The sequence below is a fragment of the Novosphingobium indicum genome, from assembly GCF_014645195.1.
Taxonomy (GTDB): Bacteria; Pseudomonadota; Alphaproteobacteria; order Sphingomonadales; family Sphingomonadaceae; genus Novosphingobium; species Novosphingobium indicum.
Genome location: NZ_BMLK01000022.1, coordinates 58174 through 69010, shown reverse-complemented (window position 1 = coordinate 69010; position 10837 = coordinate 58174). Strand labels below are relative to the sequence as shown.

The window sequence follows — 10837 nt, the reverse complement described above, 5'->3', positions numbered from 1 at the left end:
TGACACCCGCCATCACGGCGGCGGATAACCATCTACGCATCGGTGCGTTTGCTACATAATGCCGGTCATTCCCTCGAAGGCGGGAATCCAGTCTGCGCAAAGGATGGTCGTAGCTGGGATCAAGTGCCCGGTTGCAGGCATTGAGCGTGACCGGTTAGGCAACCTCTTTGCCTATCGTGACATGAAGCAATCCACGGCGTCGCCGCGAATGGGCGATACGCCAAAACCGGAAGCGGACTTGAATATCAGAGCGAAATTGCCCTCAGGGTCAGGATCATATGCGAGTAAGACATCGTTGTCCTCAGCGACGATCACAACCTGTCTTGGCACTGGTTTGGGTATGCCTTCGGGAAAGCGCCCGTCACCATCAATCTCCATGAGGTAAGGCTCGATCAAAGCCGCCCTCATCTCATCCAGTTGCTGCGAAAACCATTCGGCGGGGAGAAGCTCTCCAAGCTGATCCGGACGCGGCACTGGTACCGCGAAGGTTTCGATTTCCGTCACTACCTGTTGGCGGATGCCGGCCAGAGAAATGTGCGCTTCCATATTCAGGAATGTGTGTGAAACGCGCTGCGGTAGCAAGGTCCGCTCCCCACCAATCAAACGACACCAAAGTCCACCTAACCTCCCGCCGGGTTCAACCCTCGCAGATGGCCGGTGTTCTCCACGCCCGCAATGATCGGCGGAGCGCCCAGACTGCGCTCGATGCGAAGGTAGGACAGGGCCATGGTCTTGATGGTCCAGCGTCCGTCGGTCTTCTCGTAGGTTTCGAGGTAGTGGCCCCAGCCGTGGTTCTGGCTACCGTCTTCCCAGATGTTGTAGTCTTCCATCGCCCAGATGCCGGTGGCCGTCGTCGGGGCGGTCAGTTCGATTTCGGGCATGTGGCCATGGTGTACGCTCTGGATCAGCTTCATGCTGCGGGCGTATTCCATGTAGGCTTCGCGGCCTTCGAAGAGCTGGCCGCCGGCGCGGCGCAGGTCCACCACCACGTCGCGGGCGAAGAGCGAGCCGTAGAGGTCCCAGTCCTTGCTATCGAGCGAACGGAAGTAGCGCGCCTTGAGTTTCCGGATTTCCTCGATGTCGTCCAATGCCTCTCTCCCATGATGTTTGTGTTTGACGCCAGTATGGGAGGAAGGCGTGCGCGGGTTCAAACGAAAAAGGCGCGCCCTCCCGAGGGAGGACGCGCCCGGTCGTGGAGATGGAGCTCCGCCTCAGCGGCAACGGGGACGCGAGTTGTTGCGGTCCACTTCGCGGCCCAGCAGGGCACCGGCGGCGGCGCCGAGGATGGTGCCGGTGGCGCGGTCGCCGCGGGTGTCGATGGAACGGCCCACGAGTGCGCCGGCGACGCCGCCGATCAGCAGGCCGGTCGTACCGTTGGACTTCTTGCAATAGTACCGGCCGTTGTCGCCGCGCCAGTAGCGGATGCCGTTGTCGGTGCGGTGATAGCGCCGCTCGTGCTTGTCGTGCGCCGCGGCCGGGGCGGAAACGGCGAGTGTGGCCGGGACGGTGAGCGCCGCCATCGTGGCGGCCATGATAACCTTGCGCATGATTGAACCCTCATGGTTTGCTGCGTTCGTGAATGGCTAACGCCGGATTTCGTTCATGGGTCCACAACCTCAGATGAACGGATCGGCAGAGCCCCGTATGCGCGGCGAACAGGCGCTGGATTGCGGCAAGTTGCTGGAAATGGGAGCTATGTGATGGCGGAGGGGACGAAAAAGGCGCGCCGACCTTGCCATCGACGCGCCTTTCGGACTTGGCTTGGCGGAATGCAGATCAGCGGCAGCGCAGGTCGCCGCGATCGATCTCACGCCCGAGGACACCGCCGATCACGCCGCCCAGGATCGCGCCGAGCGTGCGGTCGCCGCTTCCGGCCAGTTCATGCCCGGCGAGTGCGCCCACGCCGGCGCCGATGATCAGGCCGGTCGTGCCGTTGTCGCGCTTGCAATAGTAGCGTCCGTCGCGGCCTCGCCACACGCGCGAGTTGCGGGTGATCCGGCGCGGCTGGAGGTAGCGGCCACGCGAATCGTAGATGCGGTCGCGGCGGTAATCGCGCCGCTGATCCCTGCGGTAATCGCGATAGTCGTGACGGTCGTGGGCGCCGTGGGCCGGGGCCCAGGGCGGTGGATCGGCTGCGGCCGGCATGGCCGGAAGGGCGAGCGCCGAGATGGCCAGAGCTATCAGGATCTTCTTCATCGTATCGTTCTCCTGCGAAAGCACGGACTGAATAACTGGCGCAGAGTGTGTCGGTTGCATGCCCAACAGGGGATGAACCGGGCACCTGCAGGAGGCAAGGGCAGACAGCACGACACAATCCTGCGATGAGGCGCTGCTCGCGCGATGGAAGGCATGCAGGGAAGGACGCAGGAATGTTGCTCGATCTGGTCGACGTGTTCGGTTCGGGGCCGCTGAGCGGCAATCCGCTCGCCGTGGTGCGCGGCGGCGAGGAACTGGATGCCGCCGGGATGCTGCGCCTTACGCGGTGGCTGGGCTTTTCCGAAACGACATTCCTGCTGCCGCCGACCGATCCGGAAGCCGACTACAAGGTGCGCATATTCTACCCTGCGGGTGAACTGCCCTTTGCCGGTCACCCTACGCTCGGCACGGCCCATGCGTGGCTGGCGGCGGGCGGGACGCCGAAGGCGCCGGGGCGGATCGTGCAGGAATGCGGCATCGGCCTGGTCGAGGTGCGGCAGGACGCGGACCGGCTGGCTTTCAAGGCGCCGCCGCTGATCCGGTCCGGCCCGCTCGGCGATGCGGACAGGGCCGAGGTGCTGCAGCTTACGGGCGTGTCTCAGGATCAGGTTGTGGCGGCGGTTCATGCCAGCAACGGGCCTGCCTGGCGCCTGCTTCATCTGGAGACGGCCGAAGCGGTGCTCGCGGCCGAACCTGCATCCCGCGCGCCGGTGCCGACCGATGTCGCGCTGCTCGGCCCTCGCGCGCCGGGCGGCCCGGCCCAGTGGGAAGTGCGCGCCTTCTTCGCCGACCCGACCGGGCGCCTGTGCGAGGACCCGGTGACCGGCAGCCTCAATGCCGCCGTCGCGCAGTACCTGTTCGGAGCGGGGCTGGCTCAGGGCAGCTATATCGCCGCGCAGGGCCGCAAGGTGGGCGCGGACGGACAGGTCCATTGTTCGCAGGCCGACGATGCCGTCTGGGTGGCCGGGAACGTGGTGACGGTTTCGGCGGGTGGTGAACTGCCCGCTTGGTGAGGAGAAGCCCACCCGCCGCGACTGGCGCGAGGGGTGGGCTGTTCCGTATCAGGCAGGCTTCTTGGGCAGCGCGATTTCGGCAGTGCCGAGGCACATCTTCACGCCGCGCTGGTTGGTCATCAGGTGCTTGACGTGCACCAGATGGCGGCCCTCGTCATCGACGGACTTTTCGGTCACTTCGGCGGTCTGGATAGTGATGTCCCCGGTCAGCGCCGGGCCGCGGTAGTTGGCGACCGAGTGCACGACCATGCCGTGTTCGCCGGCCCAGCCGGAGAGGAAGTCCGTCACCCACGAGCCCATCGAGGCGCCGTAGCCGTAGCCGCGCGGCATGCCGATGCGGCGGGCGTACTTGGGGAAGAGGTGCCCGCGCGAAGGGCCGTAATAGGCGCCGTCGGTCAGCGTGGGGTTGATCTTCTGCATGTCCGGATCGTTCTCGTACCCGGCCATTTCGGGCGTGAAGCCCATTGCCAGCAGATCCTGCTTGCGCAGGTTCATCGTGCCCCAGGTGTTGACGATGTAGGCGCGCCATTCGGTCGCGAAGCTGGCGATCGAGTGCGGGCCGAAGACGCGCTCGGGGAGCTGATCGCCCACGTTCACGTCATCCCACCAGCGTTCCTTGTGGCCGAGGTCGTGGAGCATCTGCACCCATGTAAAGGCGCGCTTTTCGACGTCGTCCAGTTCCTCGTCCGTCCATTCGGGATCGGCGAAGTCGGCCTCGTTCACCGCGCTGCCGCCGGCGTGCGCGTTGTAGCGCAGGGCGGTGGAACGCTGCTTGGCGATCGGCTCGCCGTGCTGGTTGGAATAGTTGTTGTCTCCGCGCTGGAAACAGGTCGGCCCGAAGCCGGTTTCCTTGACGGTGTAGTCGAACGGAACGCGCTCGTTCCGGACCATGTCCCCGGCCTTGATGCGCGGGCCGTAGAACCACCATTCGTCACCGGCGAAGAGCAGGTGCGAATTGGGGATGCAGCCAACGCAGGCCGGAGCTGCGCCGTGGCCATCGTCGGTGGCGATGGGGAAGCTCTGCGGGGCAACCAGTCCGCCCCAGCGGCTGGCGGCCGCATAGTCGGGATCGTAGTGCAGCAGGTTGGGGTAGTGCATGGCGTGCACCCAGCGCCGCATATCGTTGTTGGCGATGGGTTCGCGCAGAGGCGAGAAGTCCAGAACCTTGCCCAGGTGCCGGTCGATGTCGGACGTGTCGAAAGCCGCGGTATTCGTGCTCATTTTCTGCTGTTCCTGTATCAGTACTGGCGCTGGCCGGTGGCGTCGCTCGCCTTGAAGACCGGAATGGATTCGATGGCCTTCATCATCACCAGCGGGATGACGCGGTCGGTGGCCTTGGCGTAGTCGCCGTAGAAGGGGTGGCAATCGACCATGAAGTTCCACACCTTCTCGCGCTCGGCGCCTTCGGGCTCGCGCCAGGTGGCGCGGAAGGCCTGCGTGGCGACCTGGAAGTCGACGAATTCCTGCTCGCGGATGTTGAGGTACCAGGCCGGGTGATGGTCGGCCCCGCCCTTGGAGGCGCAGATGACCACTTCACCGCCGATATCGCCGTAGCAAAGCGGGGTGATGAAGACCTTGCCGCTCTTGCGACCGACGTACTTGATCATGCAGTGCGTGGCGAAGCTGCGGCCGCCCACGGCGGTCACGTCCATGATGTGGCCCTGCGCTCCGCCGGAGTTGAGGTACATGTCGCGGTGTTCGGTGATCCAGTCCTTGCGCGTGTCGCGGATTTCCGCGGACGAATCGTCGCTCATGGCGCGTCTCCCTTTCCTCGCCGGACCTGTGCCCGGTGTGTGGATGCAGGATTGCGGATCGCGGAGCCCCGGTCCAGTGCTGAACCGGTCAAGACGTATCGCCGCTGCGAAGTATCATCCCGGCGGAGTCTCGGTTCATTGGCGGCGCAGGGAAGGCTTTGCGCTTCTGCGCTTGTCGGGCAGCTACCCCAGACGTTCGAGGAAAGCGGGCCCCTTTAGTGGCCGCATACGCGACCGGCTTGGCGCAAGGTGGCCCAGTTCTCCCCGAAAATACAAGGGAATGCCGCGAGCCGGGGATGGATCATTTGCCGCATCCTGCAGAAACAGGATGGCGTGCCGTCCGCTTTGCTCCGCCAAAGGAGCCAGGGTCCAGAGCGCCCGGCGCGGAGCATCGGTGCCGGAGGGAAGGCCGAGGTGGCAGGTGTGGGATTTCCGCTTGGATGCCGCAGCACTGAAATGCAGCGCCAGCATCCGGCGCAGGGTGACGGCATCCTGGGAGTCGAGCCATGGCTCGAGATCCGAATGGCAGAGCATTTCGGGATCGTGGCTGCCCATCATGGCTGCAGCGGCGGCATTCGACCAGGCAACGGTGCCGGTGACATCGACAATAAGAACACCGATCGGCGCATGGGCAAGCGCGCCCTTGAACTGATCCATTGCCATGCTTGTGGGCACTGCGGGCTCTCCCTTGTCAAAGGCGGCCAGGAAGCCAGCCGCCGGGGGCAGACAGGTAGCAGTGCTACGGGGGAACGGGGGGCATGTGCACCGCTACCTGTCGACTGCAAGGGATACTGCAGCGATCTTTGTGTATAGCGAAAAAAAGTTTCCGAATGTTTACTTAGGTGCGACCCGATCGCAACGATTGCATACTCAAACAATCGATTGCTGTGCGTTAAATTTCTGAAAAGCGTCCTGCGGCGCGATCCTTCTTTACTTTGAGACCATCGAACACGGAGCCGTTCATCGTGATCCAGACGCCGGGCTTTGCAGCCTGGCAGCAAGAGAAGGCCATGCCGAGGTTGAAGGGCGCATCGCTCTCCGCAAAACGCGCCGGAGCCAGCGCCCCGGTGAGCACGATGGTCTTGCCTTCGATGTCCGCGAGCGTCTTCGCGGTCTCGGTCATCGTATCGGTGCCGTGCGTGACAACGACATGCGTTTCCGGCGCCGCGGCAATGGTTGCCTTGATCAGCGCGCGGTCCTCATCCGTCAGTTCGAGGCTGTCCTTGCGCATCAGTTCGACGATGCGGAACGGATGGGTGACGCGGGAAATCTTGAGGATGTCTTCGATCACGCTCTCGGCGATCTGGTATTCGCTGAGCGCGTCGAAGTACTGCTTGTCGATCGTGCCGCCGGTGGTGACGACGAGGATGGGGGCTTGAGGCATGGATGGTGTTTGCGACATGGTCCGCATCTAGCCATTTGCGCCCGCGTTGAGAATGGGGCCGCGGCAATCAGGTTGCGAAGAATTAACAAGGCCAGCGGCGGATGGTCGGCAATGATGCGGAATACCGACTGCCGAGGGAGGACGTGTCATGCTCGCCGCGAGTTTGGGTCTGTTTCTGGCACTGGCTCCCGCCGCCGAGGCCGTGCCCTGCAACCCGTTTGCGGGGGCACAAGCCTTCCTGCAGGGGCGCAAGATCAACTGGCTGGTCGTGGGGGAAATTCACGGCACCCGCGAGATTCCGGAAGCCTTTGCCGATCTGGTCTGCGCGGCGGCGCATGAGGGGCGCAAGGTCGTCGTCGCTCTCGAGTTGCCCGTGGCCGATCAGGACATGGTCGATGCTTTCATGGCTTCCGACGGTGGCACCGAGGCGCGCGAGCGCTTTCTTGCAGGCCAGTTCTGGCAGAACGGGCGCGATGGTCGCAGCAGCGAGGCCATGTTCGCCCTGCTAGATAGCCTGCGGATGATGCGTCAGGAGGGAGACATTCTGGGCGTGGAGGCAATCAAGCCCGGAGTAGGCGAGGCAGCCTCGATTTCGGAATATGAAAAGGCGATGGCGGGTCATGCTCTTCAGGCATCGCGGGAAGGGGCGCTGACGCTGGTGCTTGTCGGCAGTGTCCATGCGCAACTTCGGGAGCGGTCCTCTGCGAACGCCATCGCGTACCTCCCCATGGCAGCCTACCTGCCCCGCGCCGCGACGCGAACGCTGCAGGCAGCCGGGCAGGGTGGTTCGGCATGGACATGCCTTGCAGAGGCTTCGAACGACCACCTCGATTGCGGCGAGCACGACATGCCCGAACCCGACAGGCGCTATCCCCGTGGTATGGTGATGCTGGACCGCGAGGGCGCGCCTTATGACGGGTATCTCAATACCGGCGCGCCATTCACGGCTTCCCCCCCGCAAGTCGATAACGCGAAGGGGTGATCACCCCTTCGCCATCTCGCCCAGCGTCACGTAGTCGAGCTTGCCCGTGCCCAGCACCGGCAGCGCAACCAGCACGCGGATGTCGCGCGGGAGCATCAGTTCGGTGACGCCGTTGGCGCGGCCCCAGTCGAGCAGGGCCCTGGGGTCGGCGTCCGGCCTGGTCGTGTAGAGCACCAGTTGCTCGCCCTTCTTGGCGTCTGGACGGGTAACCACGGCGTGTTCTGCATCGGGCCAGACTTTCGCGGCATAGCCTTCGACGGCAGGCAGCGAGACCATTTCACCGCCGATCTTGGCAAATCGCTTGGCCCGACCGCGGATCTGGACGAAGCCCGCCTCGTCGATGGTGACGATATCGCCGGTGTCGTGCCAGCCCTCGGCAGGCGGCTGCAGCTTGCCCGGCTCGCTCGCCAGCATGTAGCCGGCCATGACATTGGGGCCCTTCACATAGAGGCGTCCGCCTTCCTCGATTCCGGGGACGGGTTCAAGGCGGGCTTCCATCGCGGGCAGCAGGCGGCCGACAGTGCCAGCCTGAAAGTGCATCGGCGTGTTCACCGCGATCACCGGCGCGCACTCGGTGGCGCCGTAGCCTTCGAGGATGCGCAGGCCGAACTTGTCGGCATAAGTCTTGCGGGTTTCCTCGCGCACCTTCTCGGCGCCCGCGAAGATGTAGCGCAGCGAGTAGAAGTCGTAGCTGTGCGCCATGCGGGCATAGCCTGAAAGGAACGTGTCGGTGCCGAACAGGATCGTCGCATTGGCGTCGTAGGCGAGCGCGGGCACGATCCGATAGTGCAGCGGGCTGGGGTAGAACACGGTCTTGATGCCGCTCAGGATCGGCAGCAGCGTTCCTCCCGTCAGCCCGAAAGAGTGGAACACCGGCAGTGCGTTGAGCACGACATCGCTCGAATTGAAGTCGATGCGCGCGGCAAGCTGGGCGCAGTTTGCCAGCAGGTTTCGGTGGGTGAGGACGACGCCCTTGGGGGTGCCTTCCGATCCGCTGGTAAACAGGATCACTGCAGGCGCATCGGGCGAAACCTTGCGCTTGAGGTGACGCCCTTCCGCGCCGTTCTTCAGCAGCAGGTGCCACAGCTTGGCGCCGGTGCCGATCTCCTGCGCGAGGTCTTCCAGATAGAGCACGCGGCGGTCGCTGGCTTCGAGCGCGTTGACCGTGTCCTGCAACTTGGCCTGTTCGACGAAGGCATGGGCGGTGACCACGGTCTTGATTTCAGCCGTCTCGCAGGCGGAGAGCAGGTTGGTGAGACCGGCGGTGAAGTTGAGCATCGCCGCCACGCGCCCTTCGGCCTGCAGCGCGAAGAACGCGAGCGCCGCGCTGTTGACGTTGGGCAGCAGCAGGCCGATCGCTTCACCGGGGCGCGTGCGGTGGGCAAGCCGGTCGCCGAGCAGTTCGGAGCCCAGGATCAGCCGGTCGAGCGAGAGCGGTTCGCGCTTGATGTCCTCGACCACCTCGGCCTTGCCGCCATGCACGGCGCGGGCGGTGCATAGAGCCGAGAACAGCGTCCGGTCGGTGTCGGTGGTGGCGAAGATCATCGCGCTCATTTCGTCGTAGAGACGGCGGCCGGCGATGGCGCGGCGTTCGCGCGCGGACATCTCGCCTTCGATTCGGAAGCGGCGCGGGGGCAGCACGTCGATGCTGATCTTGGGGAATATCCGGGTACGGACCTTGCCCTTGAGGCGCGAGAAGGGGGTGAACTGCGGACCGTTGAGGCGCACCGGCACGATCGGCGCGTCGGCCTTGTCGGCGACCATGCCGGGGCCGTCGAACACCTTCATCAGCGCGCCGGTCACGGTGATGCGGCCTTCGGGGAAGATCACCAGCGTATTGCCCTCGCGCACGGTGCGCACCATGGCCTTGGCCGCCATCGGGTTGGTAGGATCGACCGGGAAGGCGCGGAAAAGCTTGAGGAACGGCTGGATCCACCAGCTCTTCGCAATGGCGGTATGCACCGCGAAGGTCGGCTTGCCGGGCAGGAAGGCGCCGAGTAGCACGCCGTCGAGAAACGAGAGGTGGTTGACCACCACGACCGCGCGCTCGCCGGGCCCCGGCATGTTCTCGATCCCGGTCACTTCGACACGGTAGAGCCCTTTCAGCACCACCCGGATCACCGCCTTGAACAGCGTTGCCGGCAGCAGCCAGATCGAGACCATCGCGACCACCAGCGTCGCAAAGCCCAGCACGCCGATCACCTGCGCCACGCTGAACCCGGCGGACAGCAGCAGCGCGACGATGACGACGGCGATCACTGTCATGCCGGCGTTGAGGATGTTGTTGGCGGCAATCACCTGCGAGCGTTCCTCCGCCGGAGAGCGGACCTGCAGGATGGCATAGAGAGGGACGATGAACATGCCGCCCGAAAAGGCGATCACGAACAGGTCGGCGAAGATCCGCCACGAACCGGGGCTGGCGGCGAACTCGGCAATGGTGGCGTTGGGATAGGTGACGGCAAAGCCGCCGGCCGCGAAGGACAGGTCGATCAGGCCGTGCGCCAGCGCCAGCGCGCTGATCGGCACGTACTTGGCGGAAACCTCGCCTTTCAGCAGGCGGTTTACGGTCATAGAGCCGAATGCGATGGTCACCGAGAAGATCACGAGGAACAGTGTCGCCACGTCCTTTTGCGCATTGAGCGTATCGGAGACGAGCGGGACGAATTCAGTCAGCAGCACCGCGCCAGCGGTGAAGAACCAGCTGATGCCCAGCACCGCCAGCCACACGCCGCGGCCCTTGTGGGCGGTGGTGAGCACGTGCCAGGTGCCGCGTGCGATGTTCCAGTCCACCGGATGCCCGCCGCGGCTGGGCGGGGCGCTCGGGATCGCCAGCGCCGAGACATAGCCCAGCACCGCAAGCCCCATGGCGACGAGCCCGGCCTCCCACGGCAGGACCTGCCCGGCGAGCAGCTGCCCGGTCAGGATGGCGAGGAACGTGCCCGCCTCGATCAGGCCGGTGCCGCCCATGATCTCGCGTTCATGCAGGTGCTGCGGCAGGATCGAGTACTTGACCGGACCGAACACGGTGGAGTGCAGGCCCATCAGGAAGAGGCTGGCCAGCAGCAGCGGGATCGATTCCCACGCAAAGCCGACAAGGGCCACGCCCATGATGCCGATCTCGGCCAGCTTGACCCAGCGGACCAGCGTGGCCTTGTCGATGCGGTCGGCCACTTGCCCGGCCAGAGCCGAGAACAGGAAATAGGGCAGGGTGAACAGCCCGGTGGCGACCACCGAAAGCATGCCCGCCTTGTCCGGCGCGTCGCGGAACAGGCCATAGTTCGCGAGCAGCAGCATCGCGTACTTGAGCAGGTTGTCGTTGAAGGCGCCCAGGAACTGGACTGTGAACATCGGCGCGAAACGCCGCTTTGCAAGCAGTGAGAAGTCTGGTGCAGACACGCCGGTTCCTCCTGATACCTATGCTCTAGACGCAAGGCGTTAATAGGACGACCCGCGTTTGGCAGGCTTCGTGTCCCACAAAACTAGACAGTGTTCAATTAAAAAATTGGAC

Annotated in this window: 11 protein-coding genes; 2 read left to right on the top strand and 9 right to left on the bottom strand. The window is 64.6% G+C overall.

Annotated elements, in window-relative coordinates; genetic code table 11:
• Positions 1-171 precede the first annotated feature (171 nt).
• The 4 genes from IEX64_RS19140 to IEX64_RS19125 all read right to left on the bottom strand — a co-directional run bounded on the left by IEX64_RS19140 (position 172) and on the right by IEX64_RS19125 (position 2196).
• Complete coding sequence (locus IEX64_RS19140) at positions 172-582, bottom strand: hypothetical protein (RefSeq protein ID WP_188822248.1); 411 nt, start codon at positions 580-582, stop codon at positions 172-174.
• A 38-nt stretch (positions 583-620) separates the two neighbouring features.
• A complete protein-coding gene (locus IEX64_RS19135) occupies positions 621-1088 on the bottom strand; it encodes a nuclear transport factor 2 family protein (RefSeq protein WP_188822245.1) in 468 nt (155 codons plus the stop codon).
• 123 nt (positions 1089-1211) lie between these two features.
• Positions 1212-1547: a glycine zipper 2TM domain-containing protein gene (locus IEX64_RS19130; protein WP_188822243.1), complete on the bottom strand. Its 336-nt coding sequence runs from the start codon at positions 1545-1547 to the stop codon at positions 1212-1214.
• Positions 1548-1776: 229 nt separating this feature from the next.
• Positions 1777-2196, bottom strand: a complete 420-nt coding sequence (locus IEX64_RS19125) for a glycine zipper 2TM domain-containing protein (protein WP_188822241.1) — start codon at positions 2194-2196, stop codon at positions 1777-1779.
• 173 nt (positions 2197-2369) lie between these two features.
• Here IEX64_RS19125 and IEX64_RS19120 point away from each other — a divergent pair, with 173 nt between their 5' ends.
• Complete coding sequence (locus tag IEX64_RS19120; protein WP_188822239.1) at positions 2370-3209, top strand: PhzF family phenazine biosynthesis protein; 840 nt, start codon at positions 2370-2372, stop codon at positions 3207-3209.
• Positions 3210-3257: 48 nt separating this feature from the next.
• Here the strand turns inward: IEX64_RS19120 and IEX64_RS19115 are convergent, their stop codons facing one another.
• From IEX64_RS19115 to IEX64_RS19100, 4 genes are all read right to left on the bottom strand, one after another.
• Positions 3258-4430 (bottom strand): FAS1-like dehydratase domain-containing protein, encoded by a 1173-nt coding sequence (locus IEX64_RS19115; RefSeq protein WP_188822237.1) that lies wholly within the window; start codon positions 4428-4430, stop codon positions 3258-3260.
• A gap of 17 nt (positions 4431-4447) precedes the next feature.
• Entirely contained in the window at positions 4448-4963 is a 516-nt protein-coding gene (locus IEX64_RS19110; RefSeq protein WP_188822235.1) for a nitroreductase/quinone reductase family protein, read from the bottom strand.
• Positions 4964-5146: 183 nt separating this feature from the next.
• A complete protein-coding gene (locus tag IEX64_RS19105) occupies positions 5147-5638 on the bottom strand; it encodes a PAS domain-containing protein (RefSeq protein ID WP_188822233.1) in 492 nt (163 codons plus the stop codon).
• 217 nt (positions 5639-5855) lie between these two features.
• Positions 5856-6347 (bottom strand): asparaginase domain-containing protein, encoded by a 492-nt coding sequence (locus tag IEX64_RS19100; RefSeq protein ID WP_188822231.1) that lies wholly within the window; start codon positions 6345-6347, stop codon positions 5856-5858.
• Positions 6348-6495: 148 nt separating this feature from the next.
• Between IEX64_RS19100 and IEX64_RS19095 the strand changes: the two genes are divergently transcribed.
• Complete coding sequence (locus tag IEX64_RS19095; RefSeq protein ID WP_188822228.1) at positions 6496-7329, top strand: hypothetical protein; 834 nt, start codon at positions 6496-6498, stop codon at positions 7327-7329.
• Here the strand turns inward: IEX64_RS19095 and IEX64_RS19090 are convergent, their stop codons facing one another.
• On the bottom strand, positions 7330-10725 hold the full coding sequence (locus IEX64_RS19090; protein WP_229710582.1) for an acyl-[ACP]--phospholipid O-acyltransferase: 3396 nt from the start codon (positions 10723-10725) through the stop codon (positions 7330-7332). It lies immediately after the preceding gene.
• Positions 10726-10837: the final 112 nt, after the last annotated feature.